Source organism: Actinomadura sp. J1-007, from assembly GCF_009793335.1.
Lineage (GTDB): Bacteria > Actinomycetota > Actinomycetes > Streptosporangiales > Streptosporangiaceae > Spirillospora > Spirillospora yumaensis.
The window spans coordinates 3,836,514-3,851,723 of record NZ_WING01000001.1; the positions used below are offsets into that span (position 1 = coordinate 3,836,514).

Genomic DNA, 15,210 nt, shown 5'->3' on the forward strand with positions numbered 1-15,210 from the left:
CGGCTGAGGATTCAGAACCTCACGGTGCCCGGCTCGGCACCCACGGCCACCCGCAGGCACACGTCGTCCGGCCGGGCCCGCGTGAGACGCGCGTGACGCTCAGGCAGCGGCTCGATGCTGATTCCGCGCCAGCCCCGACGGTCCACCAGGTTCTTGGTGAGCGAACCACTGACGGGCTCGCCGGCACCGACGTCCACGAAGAATCCGCCCTGGCGCCCGGCGAAGGCACGCATCAACACCACTTCCTCCACGTTCCCGGCATATGCGATCAAGTCATAACCGCTCACACCCGCTAACCTACGGGCCGCCTCTTCAGAGCGGCTACGGGGCCGTGGCCGAAGACGGCTCCGAGATTGCACCTCGGGCAGCAAGGTGAATGATTACTGATGATCCCGACCCTCACAGCTGATGTCGTACCTATTTCCGGAGCTCAGCCGGTAACTAGTGTCGCGTGAATGAAGTCTTTGGACGGTGTGGGGTGGCGTGTTCGAGGATTTCGTCGGCGGTCTTGGCCCAGGTGAACGGTTCGCAGCGCTGGTTGTAGGCGTCGATGAAGCGGCGGATGGCGTCGACCAGGTCGGTGACCGAGGTGAAGGTGCCGCGGCGGATGGCCTGGCGGGTGATGATGCCGAAGAAGACCTCGACCAGGTTCAGCCACGAGCAGGAGGTCGGGGTGAAGTGCAGGGTGATGCGGGGGTCGAGAGACGCCGCGTTGATCCGCAGCGCGGACGGCGCGAGCAGATCGTCCAGGCCGACGGATCTCCCCTCGCCGCTGTCTTCCGCGGCAGGCGGGGCGGCGCCCGCGATCCGTGAAAGGACGGTGCGGGCCAGCGAAGGGCGAGTAGGCGCGCTCATCGGATCTCCACGCGGACATCGGAGTAGCCGTCGGCGTGGGCGGTCGCGGTCAGGACCTTGACGAGGCTGTCGCGGTCGAGGCTGGACAGCGCGGCTGTGGGGAACGGACCGCTGGTCGCCAGGGCGATGGCGATGTGCAAGAGGGCGGCCTCGTCGGATGAGCACTCCAGCCATCCGAGCTTCAGAGCAGTGGCGGCGCCTATCCAGTTCACCCATGCCGCTGGGGGCTCGTTCGCTTCTCGTGGGGTGGCGCCGGTGCGGACGAAGCGGTCGCGGAAGTCGGCGCGGGTGAGCCAGAACCGGTGTGCGATCAACGACTCGACCGCGGCGAACTCGTCGCAGAATCCCCGGGCGGCCGTGCGCAGCCCGGTGACCAGGCCGGTGTGGTCGTACTGCTCGGGACGTCCGTGGAATCCGGTCATGGCTGAGGCTCCTCGGTCGGGAACTGGCTGCTGATGGGCTGGTCGAGATCGGCGGACGGGACGGGCCGCGCCTCGCCGCGCGACATCGCCTCGGACAGCACGCGGACACACTCGTCGGCGCCCAGCGCCTCGGCGCTGATCCCGAAACCGCTCAAGGAGCGGACGGTGTCGATGGCGCGGCGCGAGACGATCGCGGCGCTCGCCTCGCGCCCCCGGCCTCGCCGTCCGGCCCCGGGCGAGCCCGGAATCGGCTGGTCGCGCAGGACGATCAGCACCTCACGCGTCAGCAGATTCCGGGACGCGTCCAGTTCGTCGAGGTACGCGGCGTGGCCTTCGGCCGCTTGCCGCAACGCCGGATGCGGCAACCGCGATGCGGCCTCGGCTACGCGCTCGGTGAATCCGGAGAGGTCGACCGGCCGCGCCTGGACGACGATTTGAACGGGCGTTTCGAGGGAGTTGAGCCAGCGGCCGAAGAAACCCACGAGTGCGGCCTGTTCAGCGGCGGTGCGGAGCCCAAGGGAGATCGTTCCCGCCCGGACGAGTGCGGCCGTCGCACCGCCGTCCAACTCCATGACGCCGTCTTGACGGATGGCGCGCACGGGAAACCGCAACGGGCCGGGGAGCCTGCCGCGCACCCGGCACCACGCCGGAGGCTTCGTAACGCCTTCGGGGGCGGCGACCAGCGTCCGGCGGCGGCGAAAGTGGTCGAGCGCGGCGAGCGCGAAGCGGTCCAGGGCCATGCCGTCGTGGCGGCCGAGCGCCAGCGAGCACCCGGCGGCCACCAGCGGAAGGCACACCGCGACGACGACTGCGACCGGGAGAACCGGCGCGGCGGCCATGAAGACCGACACCGTCAGCAGGGCGGTGATGCCAAGGATGGCGAGCTGGCGCCCGGTAAGCCCGTACATGATCTTGTCGGGCTGCTCGACGTCGGCCGGGATGCGCGCCGACAGCGGCTCGTAGTCGTCGTTCAACGGTTTCTCCTGCCATAACGGCTGCGACGTGGCGGATCAAGACGCACGCGCGTGTGCGGCGTTGGGCGGCGCGGGTGGTCGGCACGCCGGTAGGGGCGGGCCGGTGGTTGAGTCGGGACGGGCGGCTGTGTGCGTCCGCCGCCGGGTGTCCGGCCGGGGCCGGGCGGTTCAGGCGGGCGGGGCCGTCGGGTCGCCCGTGAGCCGGCGTCATGGCCCGGCCTATGGGGCGTGCCGGTACCCGTGTGTCCTGGCGTGTGATGGCCGTCGCGGGGCGCGGGATTGGGGGTGTGGTGTCGCCGGTGCCGATGGTCGCCACCGTGCCGGTCGCCGGGACGGGGTCGGTGGGCGTTGCCGTGATCGGGTTAGGGGCCGGGCCCGCCGTTCGGGCTGCCGCCATGGGGCCCACGGTGCGGGCCGTTGCGCCGGTGCCCCTGCCCCCGGGGCCCGGGGGAGGACGGCCGGTTCCCGTGCTCCCGGACGCAGCGCGCGAGTTCTTCCCGCTGCGAAGGACTCGTCCGGCCGCGTGGTTGACGGCTCCGTACACCTTGTAGACCAGAAGCGTTCTCACGAGTTGGCGGAGCATGCGCGGCTGCGCGGGCTGCCACACCGTCCGCGCGACCCAACGAGGAATGCGGATCAGCATGTACAGAAGCGCGATGACCAGCAGTAGATCGACCAGTTCGGCTTGCTCGGTGGGGACGCCGAGGAAGAAGTGGTTGTTGTCGCTGTGCTGGGACAGCAGCAGGCGCAGTGCGGAGATGAACACGAACGACTGGCAGACCTGGATCGCGAGCGTGCCGGTGATCCCGCGCCACCACAGCCGCGCCAAACCGTCCGTCAGCGCCAGAGCGTGGAACATCAGCGCGACCGGAGCCAATCCGACCAGGACCATGATGATGGCCAGGCGCATCACGTACCCGAACAGCAGGATCGCCGCGAGGGTCACGGTGATCAGCGAGACGATGGTGTAAAAGGCGCCGCCGGTATTGATGGAGGCTTCTATGCCTTCGGCGAGGACCCGTCCGGCCTGGTCAGGGTCGATCTTGTCGGTGCCGTTCGCCAGGATCGCGGTGGCGAGGCCGTTGGCGAACCGGATGCCGTAGCCGATCCAGATGAGGCTGGTGTTCATCGCGATGAACGCCACGATCAGACGGGGGATGACCTGACTCGGTGAAGTCTCGCCCGCGAAGGTCTGCCCGGCCATCAGCAGCACGCCGGCGACTGTGACCAGCAGCACGAAACTGGTGTCGGCGATCGTCAGCGACGTGAGCCAGATCTGTTCGGCTCCCTTCATCGGCGCCGACCCGATCTCAGGCGTTGAGAACTGCGTAGCTGCCAGCGTGCCCATCACCGGCTTGAGAGCGCCGCCGGCCAGGGCCTGGAACCATCCCGTGATGGCTTGCTTGGCCTTACAACCGATATCGCCCCAGCCGCATTCGTCCTGCCGTCTCCTCCGGTCGTGGCTCCGCCGCCGGTGTCGGTACCGCTCGGTGCGGTGGACGGCGTCTCGGATGGGCTACCGGATGGCACCACGCTTGGAGATCCCGAGGGCGTTGCCGGCGCGATTGGGGACGAGGTGACGCTCGGCGCCGGAGAGGGCGAAGGCTGGGGCGGCGGCTCGGCAGCCGCAGCAAGCTGTGCCGAGCTCATCACGCAGGCGCCGATCACCAGAGCAACACCGATCGCGAACGCCACGCGCGAGACCCTCGTAGGGAAGGCGCGCATGGTCAGGTTCCGACGACGTATTGCAGGATTTGCACCAGCGCCGGAGCCAAAGCCGCGATGCCGTACCGATCGCGGCGTTGCGCAGGGTGCGTTTTCCGGCCTCGGCCTCGCCGGGGTCGCCTCCGGCCAGCAGGTAACGGGCCCCGCCGATGGTGGCGAACAGCGTGGCCAGCGCGACCAGCAGACCGACGATGACGTTCCGGAGATGGCCGATGACCTGCTCAAGCCGCGCGTTGCCAGCCAGCACGGGGAGTCCGTCGCCGGCCTGTGCCGCCGAGGTCAGCGTGACCGCCACCACCGCGGTGAACAGCAGAAGACCCACACAGCCCACCAGGACAGCGGCGACCAGGCGAGTCTTGCTCACGCGGGACCGGCGGAACACCGAGCGGGACGCAAGGAAACCGGACAACGAGCGGATGCTCACCAAGGAGCCCTCCAAGCACGAGGACGATGCGGCGGACGGATGGACGAGCGCGGAGCGCGGCCTGGCGCGTGCACGGCGCTCTGAGCTGGGAGAGGAACCCCAGGGGAAGCCGGACCAGAGCCTTGCGGGCGTCCTCCTTCAAGGGCACTCGGCGGATGGTCGGACGGTGGGGACCGGGTGAGCATCCGGCCCTGAGCCCGTCTTCGCCCTGGAGTTCCTCGCACTAAGTAACCGACAGCTCAGACCCCGGTTTTGGACATCAGGTAGCCGAAGTCGTCCCGCAGGCCGTTGTCGCGCATCGCCTCGACCAGCCGCATCTCGGCGCGACGGCGGCGCTTCATCAGCGCGTCGTAGGACGTTCCGAGGTGCTCGGCCAACACGGCGGGTGCGAAACCCTCCAGACGCGTCGCGGCGATGATCTCGGCCTCGTCGGCGGTGATGACGTCCTGACGGACCGCTGCCTCCAGCAGCAGATCCACATCACCGTTGGACGGCGCCGCGGCCGGGGCCAGCCGCGCGAGCGTGCTCGGGTCGACCGGCACCACCCGGGCCCGCGCCTGGTATCGGCGTTCCACGGCCTTGGCGGACTGCGCCAGCAGCCGCTGAGCGATCTTCGGGCGCTCCACATCGATGCGCAGGAGCGCGTCATAGAACGCCGACAGCAGCTCACCGGCCACGTGCGAGGTGCCGGCGTCGGGCTCGGTGTCCAGCCTCCGGAGCCGGTCACGCACGATCGCCTTCAGACCCGGCAGCGCGATACCGACACAGCCCATGACCCATGAGGCGCCCTCCCGCCTGGCGCGGCCAATGAGTTCCTTCCACACGAGGTCGCGCGCCTCGTGGCTGGTCGCCGGGTGCAGCAGGATCGCGCGCAGCTCATCGAGCGCGATCCGACGTGCGGGCAGACCGTGCCCGAGGACGGCACCGTCCACTGCCAGCGGCGCCGGGCCCCGCGTCAGCAGGTCGAACGTCGTCTCCGCGACGTCCAGCACGTGCGCGGTCTCGTCCTTGCCGCCGCGCGCGGACCGGTCGATGTGCTCGTCCCCGCGGACGGCCGAAGGGACGGTGGGACGGACTGAGGTGGTGTGCATGCGAACCCCGAGAGATCGGTTCCGGATCGGATGCCGACATCTCCTCAGAGCCCATGAGCAGATCATGAGCACTCTGTGTGCAGGCCCTGCTCATGAGCGCAAGCGATCCGTCACCGCGAGCTGTCGCTTATCTGCTCAAAATCGCCGTGACCTGCGTGAACGCGATCTGTACGCGGTGGGCACGCCGCTGACAGATCCGCCGGGTCAAGAGTGAGCATGTACGCAGAACGGCGCTGACCTGCGTGGACACGCTTACAGAAGATTCGCACGCAAAGGAAGATCAAACACTGCCGCCGCCCCCTTGCGAGGCGCTCTTATCCTCGCCATGCCACCGCTCCAGCACCCCAGTCAGCCCAAGGCTGCGACCGCGTGCTGGAGAGAAATCCGCGCTGAACGTGTCCAAGGTCGGGGTTGAGCGTGTCGGTTACTTAGTGAGACAGGGGACCGGGCGACCGTCACGGGTCACCCGCCATGACCGGCACCAATCAGCCGAACTCAACACCGGCCACCGGCGCGCGGCAGTTCCTGCCGCTGACCGTCTGGCTCTGCCCAGACGACACCACCGACCCGCCCTCGCATGATCAGCGACTCGGTCAGGGGCTCGCCCACCGAGCCGCGAAGGCGCGGACCTGTGACCGGCACCTGGCGAGCATCAGCACCGGCCTGGCACGCCACCTCATCACCGCCGCCACCAGCGAAGGCGACGTAATCGCCGAAGCGTTCACCTCCAACTCCGCCACTTTGCGCACCGCCGCGCAGCTCGACCGCAGAGCCGTGGCCTGCGTTCCGCACTTCCCGCTCGCCCAGCACGTCGGCGCGCAGCTCCGCGTCGCGCTACCGCGTGAACACCTCGCCCGCGTTCAGATGCGGCCGTGCCGCGCCGATCAGATGCACCGCGGCATCGCCGACCACCTCGGGCAGGTCGCATTCGTGATCGCAGCTCCACCGACGTCCAGCCCGACCATGGCCGGAAGCGACCCCAAGAGCATCCGAACTTCCGGCGGGTGCCCGGCCTGTCTGTCCGACGTCCTGGCCAACAGCACCTTCCAGACGCGGTCGTTCCTGCCCGCCGCGTTCCGCCTGCTGCGTCCGGGCGGGCACCTGGCGATCGTCACCACGGCCAGGCACTACGGCGGCCGACTCGTCGACCCGGCGCCCGCGATCATCAGGCAGGGCCAGGCGGCCGGGTTCCGCTACAGCCAGCACGTCATCGTCATTCGCGTGCCCGTCGAGGCGGACACGCTGCTCGTGCAGGCCGGCCCCGCCGACCTCGGCCAACTGCGCGATGCCCGTTCGGGCTCCCTTCCACCGGTCGCCCGTGTCCACGCCGACGTGTGCATCCTCACCAAACCGATCCGCAGCGGCCGGGAAGGAGCCCGATGAACCAGACCACCCAAGCCCAAAAGACTCCCCGTGCAATCGCGTCGGTCCTGCTGACCGGTCAGCAGCCTTCACGGGTCCAGCGCAAGGGCCGTTACACGCCCGAGTCGATGGCTCATCCGGCCAAGATGCTGCCTGCGATCGCCGCACAGGTCATCGCCGCCTACACCGATCCCGGGGATCTGGTGGTCGACCCCATGTGCGGTATCGGCACGACCCTGGTCGAAGCCGTCCACCAGGGGCGTCACGCTGCCGGGATGGAGTACGAGGCGCACTTCGCGCAGATGGCCGCGGGCAATCTGCGCCACGCCCGTTCGCAAGGAGCCATCGGCACCGGGCAGATCGTAAAGGGCGATGCCCGCAACATCGCCACCGCGCTCGCCGAACGAACCGGGGACGCCGCGCTGGTGCTGACCTCTCCTCCCTACGGAGCGACGACACATGGACAGGTACGCGCCGGCCGTGACAACGGCGGCGGCAAGGTCGACAAGTTCGACAACCGCTACTCCACCGACCGCCGTAACCTCGCCCACCGCCCGACCGCCGAACTCGTCGCCGGATTCGGGCAGATCCTCACCGGCAGCGCCACTCTGCTGCGCCCCGGCGGAGTCGTGGCCGTCACCGTCCGCCCGTTCCGCGTGGCCGGAGAACTCATCGACCTCCCAGGGCAGGTGATCAGCATCGCCGAAGAGAACGGCCTGGTTCTGATCGACCGGTTCGCCGCCCTGCTGTGCGGTATCCGCGGCGGGCAGATCGTCACCCGCGCCTCGTTCTTCCAAATGGTCGAAGCCCGCCGCCTCCAACAGAAGGGCATCCCCGCCCTGGCCACCGCCCACGAAGACCTCCTGGTGTTCCAGGCCCGTTCCGAAGCCACGCGAGCGCCGGCGACCGTTCAGTGCGGTGCCGGCGAGTTGGATGGAGGCTCGCCGAACAGACGCTCGCCATCGAGACCTGCGTGCTTGACGGGGCTTGACCTTGCCCAACGAGGGCGGGCTGGATCGACCGGCCGATTCCGGTCCGGCAGCGCCGCCGGGATGGGCGGGGCGGTCACGTGGTGAGCGCCCCGGACAAGACCAAACGACAGATCCGGGTCTTGGTTCCGGACGAACCGCCACGGCTCACGCCGGATGCGGCTCGCGTCCTGCTGCGGATCGTGCTCGCCGCACGCTCCAGGCCGAGCCCGGATGTGGAGAGCCGACAGGAGAAAGATGAATGACACTGCCGAGTGTGCCGCTGCAGCGGGCAGCCGCCCAGCAGGACTTGAGGTTCGCCTTTTACGGGCGGGTCTCGACCGAGGACAACCAGGACCCCGCCGCCTCTCGCGCCTGGCAACTGCGCCGCGCGAGGGGGCTGGTCGAGCCCAAGGGCGGGGTGATCGTCGCCGAGTACTTCGATGTCGACAAGTCCCGTTCGATCCCGTGGGCTCGTCGTCCGCGTGCTTCGGCGCTGGTGGAGGCGCTGAAGAGTCCTGCCCGCGGCTTCGACGCGGTCGTGGTGGGTGAGCCGCACCGGGCGTTCTACGGCAACCAGTACTCGCTGACGTTCCCGCTGTTCGAGCACTTTGGTGTGCCGTTGTGGGTGCCGGAGGTCGGCGGCCCGATCGACCCGGCCAACGAGGCCCACGACATGATCATGGGTGTGTTCGGGGGCCTGTCCAAGGGGGAGCGGAACCGGATCAAGATCCGGGTCCGTTCGGCGATGGCCGCGATCACCGCGACCGAGGGCCGCTACCTGGGTGGGCGCCCGCCGTACGGGTACGAGCTGGTCGACGCCGGGCCGCACCCCAACCCCGCCAAAGCGGCCGAAGGCAAGCGCCTTCGCCGTCTGGTCCCGCATCCGGCGTATTCACTGGTGGTGAAGTGGATCTTCGCCCAGTTCATCGGCGGGCGGGGGATCTTCGACATCGCCGAGGACCTCACCCGCCAAGGTGTGCCGTCCCCGTCGGCGGCCGACCCGACCCGCAACCGGCATCGCGTCCAGATCGCCTGGTCGAAGTCGGCCGTGCGGGTGATCATCACCAACCCGCGCTATACCGGTCGGCAGGTCTGGAACAAGCAGCGCAAGGACGAGGTCCTCCTCGACGTCGACGACGTCGCGCTGGGACACACCACCAAGCTGCGCTGGAACGACCGCGACCAGTGGGTCTGGTCCGAACGGCAAGCCCACCAGCCGCTGGTGTCGGTCGAGGATTTCCAGCGCGCCCAGGCCGTCCTGGCCCGGAGGGGACATGGCCCGGCGACGCACAAGCCGCACCGGACGCGGCGGCCGTACGCGTTTCGGGGATGTCTGCTGTGCGGGTACTGCGACCGCAGGATGCAGGGCAATTGGAACAACGACCAGGCTTATTCCCGGTGCCGGTTCCCGGCCGAGTACGCGCTCGCCAACAAGATCGCCCACCCCAAGGTCGTCTACCTACGCGAGGCCGAGATCATCGGCGACATCGACGCTTGGCTGACGACCGCGTTCTCACCCGCCCGGATCAAGTCCACGATCGAGGCGATGACCGAGCAGGCCGACGATGCAGAGAACACGGCCATAACCCAGCTCCGCAAACGGCTCGCGACCTGCGACCAGCGCCTCAGCCAGTACCGGGCGGCACTCAACGCAGGCGCCGACGCCGTTCACGTCGCCACATGGATTAACGAGACCGAACAGGAACGCGCCCGGCTGGAGTGCGAGCTGGGCAGCGTCCCGCCAAGCCACAAGGTCTCCAGCCACGGGCTGGAGGAGCTGCTGAACTGGACCGGGGAACTCGCCCACGCCGTCGTCCACGCGCATCCGCAGGACAAGGCACAGCTCTACACAGAACTCGGCCTGACGATGACCTACTACCCGGAGAAAAAATCGTGGAAGCCAAGGTGGTCCCGGCTTCCACATGTGCAAATGGTTTGTGTCCGAGGGGGGACTTGAACCCCCATGCCCCGTAAAGGGCACTAGCACCTCAAGCTAGCGCGTCTGCCTATTCCGCCACCCGGACCGGTGGACGCAGCGTGGTGCGCTGCGGCGGGCTTCACCATACCAAAGGTCCCGACTCGCGGCGAAGTCGATCGGGGGGCACCATGGTCGGGTACGGGACGGGTCTGGTGCGAAGGGGATCGCTGTGGAGGACGAGGTCGTCCGGCTGTGTCAGGAACTGATCCGGATCGACACCAGCAACCCGGGGGACCACTCCGGGCCCGGGGAGCGGGTGGCGGCGGAGTACGTGGCGGAACGGCTCGCCGAGGTGGGCGTCGAGGCGCAGGTCTTCGAGTCGCATCCGAAGCGGACCAGTCTGGTGGCGCGGATCGAGGGGGAGGACCGGAGCCGGGACGCGCTGCTGCTGCACGGGCACCTGGACGTGGTGCCGGCACGCAAGGAGGACTGGACGCGGGACCCGTTCGGCGGCGAGATCGCGGACGGGTGCGTCTGGGGGCGCGGGGCCGTGGACATGAAGGACATGGACGCGATGATCCTCGCGGTCGTTCGGCAGCGGATGCGGGAGGGGCGGAAGCCGCCGAGGGATGTGGTCCTGGCGTTCCTCGCGGACGAGGAGGCCGGGGGGAAGTGGGGGGCCCAGTGGCTCGTCCAGGAGCATCCGGAGCTGTTCGAGGGGTGCACGGAGGCCGTGGGGAGGTCGGGGGGTTCAGCCTCACGGTTCCTGGTGACCGGCGGATGTACCTGATCGAGACCGCCGAGAAGGGGATCGCGTGGATGAACCTGCGGGCCAGCGGGACGGCGGGGCACGGGTCGATGGTCCATCCCGACAACGCGGTCACCGCGGTGGCGGAGGCCGTGGCGCGGCTGGGGCGGCACGAGTTCCCGGTGCAGATGACCAAGACGGTGCGGGCCTTCCTGGAGCGGGCGTGCATGGCGTACGGGGTGGAGTTCGACCCCCGGGAGCCGGAGAAGTGCCTCAAGGAGATCGGGCCGCTCGCCCGGATGATCGGCGCGACGCTGCGGCACACGCTGAATCCGACGAGGCTTGACGCCGGGTACAAGACCAATGTCATTCCGCAGACCGCCGAGGCGCAGGTCGATGGACGATTCCTTCCGGGATATGAGGAGGATTTCTTCGCCACCGTGGACGAGCTGCTCGGGCCGGACGTCACCCGGGATTTCGTCCACCACGACCACGCGGTCGAGACGGAGTACGAGGGGGCGCTCGTCGCCGCCATGGAGGCCGCTCTGACCTCGGAGGACGCGGGCGCGCTGCCCGTGCCGTACTGCCTGAGCGGGGGGACGGACGCCAAGGCGTTCGCGCGGCTCGGGATGCGGTGCTTCGGGTTCGCGCCGCTGCGACTCCCCCCGGAATTGGACTTTTCCGGAATGTTCCATGGTGTCGACGAACGGGTTCCGGTGGACGGGCTGCGCTTCGGCGTGCGCGTTCTCGACCATTTCCTTGATCGTTCTTGAGTTTCCCCGGAATTGGTGTCGCGGGTGCGAAGCGTGGTGCTAGCGTCACCTTTCGTAGGGGGCGCCGAGAGGTGCTCTTGGGGAATGCGATGGAGGGCGATCGGTGGCAGGCGACGCGATGTGGGGACGGGTCACCGCCCGGCTGCGTCGCGCCGTGTGCGGCCGAGCCCTCCGCCGCGTTCTCGTGATCGTGGGCCTGGCCGCGGCCGGATGGCTGGTCGGCGGCGCCGCCCAGGCGTCCGCCGATGAGGCGCCGCCGGCGCCCGGGGGCCAGGTCGTGCCCGTTCTGAACGCGGTCCGCGCCGGAGCCGCCGAGGCCACGAAGGTCGCGAGCGCGCCCGCGGTCGCGAAGGTCCCCCGGGTCGTCGAGCAGTTGGGCGAGGGGACCGCTCCCAAGATCGTCCCGCCGCGGATCGACCCCGGCGAGGCGGTCGGGAAGATCGCCACGCCGCCGCCGTCGTCGAGCGGGCACAGGAGCGACAGCGGTGTCTCCTGGATCCGGACCCGTTCCACGGAACGCGCGCCTGACAGGGCCGAGGGCCGAACGGTCCGCAAGGCCGCCGTCGGGGAACGCGTCGTTCCGCGGGGGTCCGCCAAGAAGGCCGACCGCGCACACGGCAAGCGGACCGTTCGGCGTCCGGTGTCAAAGGTGCCCGCGCCGCCGTCCCAAGGTGGCAACGCGGGCTCTGTGGCGGGTCCCGTGGTGTTCGGCGGTGTCGGCGGGTTGCCGAGCCGTCAGGCATGGGAGCCCGTACGGCACGCGTCGGTGCTGCTCCGCGCGTCGAGCGCGCTCCCTCCGGCCGTCCGCACAGCGGCGGACGAGCCGACCTTCGCGCCTGACTAGGCGCCTCGTCCGGAACGGCGGCGCGGGCCGCCTCTCGTTCCGGGCGCTCTCTATCGCGCCGGACCAGGCGCTCCCTTTGTAAGGACTCCGGCACTGGACCCGCGCGGTTCGGGCCAGGCCGGGACGCGCCGTCCTCTGGCGGCCGTCATCCCCAATCGAGACCAGCTCCGTACGGGCGCGTCCAGCGACCCGACGCGAGTCGCCCGCGCCCCGGTGCCGTCACGGTCTCGATCCATTCCATCACGAACAGTCATCAACTCCCCGAACGGAGCATCATGCGTACGTGGGCCAAGGGCACATCCCGTGCCGCGCTGCTCACCGCGAGCTTTGTCGCTCTCGGTGTCTCGGCGATCCCCTCCCCTGTCGCGTTCGCCGACACCACCAGCGGTGAGTCCGGCGTCCTCGGCGGCAACCAGGCCAACCTGCCGGTGTCCGCGCCGGTCAACGCCTGCGGCAACGCGCTCGGGCTGCTCGGCAAGGCGAAAGCGGGCTGCGAGGGCGGCGCCACCGTCGACAACAACGGCGGCGGGCAGAAGACCTCCGGCAAGCACGGGGTCGCGGCCGGCAACCAGCTCAACGCGCCCATCTCCGCCCCGGTCAACGCCTGCGGCAACGCGATCGCGATCCTCGGCGACGCGAAGGCGGGGTGCGAGGGCGGCGCCCACGTCGGCCCCGGCGGCAAGCACGGCCACGGCGGCAAGCACGGCAAGCCCGCCGGCAAGCACGGCAAGCACGGCGGCAAGGGCGGCAAGGAAGGTGGAACCGCCGGGCAGCTCACCGACGGTACGAGCGGTGTCCTCGCCGGCAACCAGGCCAACGCGCCGATCTCCGCGCCCGTCAACGTGTGCGGGAACGCGGCGGCGGTGCTCGGCAAGGCCGTCGCCGGTTGCGAGGGCGGCGCGTCCGTCAAGAACGGCGGCCACACCGGCGGCTGGCAGAGCACGTCCGGAACGTCCAGCGTCGGCGGCGGCAACCAGGCCAACGCGCCGATCAGCATCCCGATCGACGTCTGCGGCAACGCCGTGGGCAACGCCGCGGCCCACTGCGAGGGGGCGCGACCGTTCGCAACGGCGGTCACGGGGCCGGCGGCCAGACCACCAACGGGAACCACAGCGTTCTCGGCGGCAACCAGGGCAACGCGCCGATCAGCGCCCCGATCGAGGTGTGCGGGAACGCGGCGGCGCTGCTGGGCGAGGCGGGCGCGAAGTGCGAGGGCGGCACGCACGTGCGCAGCAGCTCGGGCGGTGGCCAGCACACGTCCGGCACGTCCGGTGTCGGCGCGGGCAACCAGGCCAACGCCCCCGCCAAGGCCCCCGTGGACGTGTGCGGCAACGTCGCCGCCGTGCTCGGTCTCCCGAAGCCGCAGTGCGACGACGGCCCGAAGTGGGGCGGTGTCACCTCGTTCACCCGTACGGCCGACCGAAAGGGTGGCGCCGGTGGCACGGGTGGCGTCGCCGATGTCGGGGGCCCGAACGCGCTCGGTGCCGCGAACGGTCTCGGCCTGTCCGAACTGCCGGGGACGCTGCCGATGAACCCGTCCGCCGTGTACCCGGGCCTGCCCCAGCTACCGGTCGACGCCCCGGCCCCCCGGCCCCTGAGCCCGAAGGGGGACTCCAACGAGCGCCAAACGGTCCCTGCCGACGCCCTCGTCGCCGGAAAGGGCCTCCCGGGCGTTCCCGGCGTGGACGGCCTCCGGGCAGGAGAGGGCATCCCGGGCGCTGACGGCCTCGGCGGTGGAGACGGCCTGCCCGTCGTCACCAGCCTCCCGAACACCGGCAGCCTGACCAGCGGCAACACCCTCCCGAACGTGAACGGCCTGCTCGGCAAGGGGCACGGCAACGGCAAGGGCAACGCGAACGGGAACGGCAAGGGGAACGGGGCCGGAAAGGGGAAGGGCAAGGACGGCGGCCAGGGAAAGGGGAAGGGCTCGGGTAAGGGAGATGTGGCCCGCGAGAACGGGAACGGCGCGCTGAGGAACGGCGCGACCGGCGTTCTCCCTGGCGTGCCTACCGACGGCCTGGCGTCGCAGCCCCTGACCGACCGGCTTCCGGGGCTCGGCGACCTCTCGGGCGTCTCCGACGGCGCCGGACTGCCGGACGCGTCGGCGCTGCTGTCCATGCCCCGCAGATTCCCGGCGTCTCGTCCGCTCCGGCGCTGCCCTCAACCCGGTCGTGCCGGTGCCCGCCTCGGAGATGGGCTCGGCCTCGCACACCCGTACGGTGCCGAACGCCCGGACCGCCTCCACCTCGCCGCTGTCCGGGGCCGAACTGCCGACGACCGGCATCCCCGGCGGCGACCTGACCAAGAACGGCATCCCGGGCACCCAGGGCATCACCGGAACGAAGGGTCTGCCCAGCCCCAAGAGCCTCACCGGCACCAAGGGGCTCGCCGGCCTCAAGGACGTTCAGGGGCTCGCCGGCCTCAAGGGAGTTGAGGGCCTCCGGGGGCTTCCCGTCGCCAACGGGCTCCCCGCGAGCAACCTCCGCACGGGCAACCCCAGCACGATGAACCTCCCCGTCCAGGGCCTGCCCACCAGCGGCCTCCCCACCAACGGCCTGCCGGTCAACGGCCTTCCCGTCAAGGGCCTGCCGGTCAACGGTCTGACCAGCGGCCTCCCGATCAACGGGCTGCCCAGCAGCGGCCTGCCGATCAGCGGGCTGCCTGTCAGCGGGAAGCGCGAGGTGGGGGCGGCTTCTCTGGTGGACGGCGTTCCGGCGGCCGGTTCGGTTGCCGGGGTGCTGCCCTCGGCCGAGGGGCTGGTCGGTGGCAAGGGGGTCAGCTCGTTGCCGCTGCCCGTGTCCACGAAGGTCAAGGCTCCGGAGATCGGCGGGGTGACGGACCACGCGAGCCCGCTCGGCAAGATCACCGGGCAGGCGGACGGCGCCAAGCCCGCCAAGCCCGCCAAGCCGGGCGAGCCGGTGCGCATGGCGCCGATGGCGGCCGACGAGCCGATGGTGAACGCCACGAAGGCCGGGTCGTTCTGGGTGCTGGCGATGGCCTCGATGTTCGCGGTCGCGTCCGGCGCGCTGGCGGTGACCCGCCGCTTCCGTCTCGGCCGCCGCTGATCCGGTGACCGGGCCGGACCCTGAGGCCCTGGACGACC

The 15,210-nt window shown here is 70.2% G+C and carries 11 protein-coding genes, 1 tRNA gene and 4 pseudogenes; 9 read left to right on the top strand and 7 right to left on the bottom strand.

The window, feature by feature from the left end; all coding sequences use genetic code 11:
* Positions 1–11: 11 nt before the first annotated feature.
* The 4 genes and pseudogenes from GEV43_RS17420 to GEV43_RS17435 all read right to left on the bottom strand — a co-directional run bounded on the left by GEV43_RS17420 (position 12) and on the right by GEV43_RS17435 (position 2,251).
* Positions 12–287: a hypothetical protein gene (locus GEV43_RS17420; protein ID WP_160821616.1), complete on the bottom strand. Its 276-nt coding sequence runs from the start codon at positions 285–287 to the stop codon at positions 12–14.
* 154 nt (positions 288–441) lie between these two features.
* Positions 442–699: pseudogene (locus tag GEV43_RS17425) on the bottom strand (IS630 family transposase); the annotation flags it as partial.
* A gap of 152 nt (positions 700–851) precedes the next feature.
* On the bottom strand, positions 852–1,277 hold the full coding sequence (locus tag GEV43_RS17430) for a hypothetical protein (RefSeq protein WP_160821617.1): 426 nt from the start codon (positions 1,275–1,277) through the stop codon (positions 852–854).
* Positions 1,274–2,251 carry a PrgI family protein gene (locus GEV43_RS17435; protein ID WP_160821618.1) on the bottom strand — a complete coding sequence of 326 codons (978 nt, stop codon included), beginning with the start codon at positions 2,249–2,251 and terminating at the stop codon, positions 1,274–1,276. Before GEV43_RS17435 ends, GEV43_RS17430 begins: the two co-directional genes overlap by 4 nt.
* Positions 2,252–2,936: 685 nt before the next feature.
* Between GEV43_RS17435 and GEV43_RS17440 the strand changes: the two genes are divergently transcribed.
* Positions 2,937–3,425: a hypothetical protein gene (locus tag GEV43_RS17440; RefSeq protein WP_160821619.1), complete on the top strand. Its 489-nt coding sequence runs from the start codon at positions 2,937–2,939 to the stop codon at positions 3,423–3,425.
* Positions 3,426–3,767: 342 nt separating this feature from the next.
* Here GEV43_RS17440 and GEV43_RS17445 read toward each other — a convergent pair whose 3' ends face one another.
* Together GEV43_RS17445 and GEV43_RS17450 are read right to left on the bottom strand one after the other, a co-directional pair.
* Positions 3,768–4,400: a pilin gene (locus GEV43_RS17445; RefSeq protein ID WP_160821620.1), complete on the bottom strand. Its 633-nt coding sequence runs from the start codon at positions 4,398–4,400 to the stop codon at positions 3,768–3,770.
* 239 nt (positions 4,401–4,639) lie between these two features.
* Positions 4,640–5,392, bottom strand: a complete 753-nt coding sequence (locus GEV43_RS17450; protein ID WP_160821621.1) for a hypothetical protein — start codon at positions 5,390–5,392, stop codon at positions 4,640–4,642.
* A gap of 570 nt (positions 5,393–5,962) precedes the next feature.
* Between GEV43_RS17450 and GEV43_RS17455 the strand changes: the two genes are divergently transcribed.
* The 3 genes from GEV43_RS17455 (at position 5,963) to GEV43_RS17465 (ending at position 9,781) form a co-directional block, all read left to right on the top strand.
* Positions 5,963–6,874 carry a hypothetical protein gene (locus GEV43_RS17455; protein ID WP_160821622.1) on the top strand — a complete coding sequence of 304 codons (912 nt, stop codon included), beginning with the start codon at positions 5,963–5,965 and terminating at the stop codon, positions 6,872–6,874.
* Complete coding sequence (locus tag GEV43_RS17460) at positions 6,871–7,929, top strand: TRM11 family methyltransferase (RefSeq protein ID WP_206681200.1); 1,059 nt, start codon at positions 6,871–6,873, stop codon at positions 7,927–7,929. The genes GEV43_RS17455 and GEV43_RS17460 overlap by 4 nt, the downstream gene beginning before the upstream one ends.
* A gap of 154 nt (positions 7,930–8,083) precedes the next feature.
* The gene (locus GEV43_RS17465) at positions 8,084–9,781 is read left to right on the top strand and encodes a recombinase family protein (RefSeq protein ID WP_160821623.1); all 1,698 of its coding nucleotides are present in this window, start codon (positions 8,084–8,086) and stop codon (positions 9,779–9,781) included.
* On the opposite strand, the gene GEV43_RS17470 is transcribed toward GEV43_RS17465, so the two are convergent.
* Positions 9,763–9,848: transfer RNA gene (locus GEV43_RS17470), tRNA-Leu, on the bottom strand. The genes GEV43_RS17465 and GEV43_RS17470 overlap by 19 nt on opposite strands.
* 117 nt (positions 9,849–9,965) lie before the next feature.
* On the opposite strand from GEV43_RS17470, the pseudogene GEV43_RS17475 reads away from it, so the two are divergent.
* From GEV43_RS17475 to GEV43_RS50415, 5 genes and pseudogenes are all read left to right on the top strand, one after another.
* Positions 9,966–11,263, top strand: a pseudogene (locus GEV43_RS17475) (M20/M25/M40 family metallo-hydrolase).
* A 103-nt stretch (positions 11,264–11,366) separates the two neighbouring features.
* Complete coding sequence (locus tag GEV43_RS17480; RefSeq protein WP_160821624.1) at positions 11,367–12,107, top strand: hypothetical protein; 741 nt, start codon at positions 11,367–11,369, stop codon at positions 12,105–12,107.
* Positions 12,108–12,382: 275 nt separating this feature from the next.
* A pseudogene (locus tag GEV43_RS56145) lies at positions 12,383–12,970 on the top strand (chaplin family protein); the annotation flags it as partial.
* A 362-nt stretch (positions 12,971–13,332) separates the two neighbouring features.
* Positions 13,333–13,416 (top strand): annotated as a pseudogene (locus GEV43_RS56150) (hypothetical protein); the annotation flags it as partial.
* 868 nt (positions 13,417–14,284) lie between these two features.
* Positions 14,285–15,172 (top strand): hypothetical protein, encoded by an 888-nt coding sequence (locus GEV43_RS50415; protein WP_241682942.1) that lies wholly within the window; start codon positions 14,285–14,287, stop codon positions 15,170–15,172.
* Positions 15,173–15,210 lie beyond the last annotated feature (38 nt).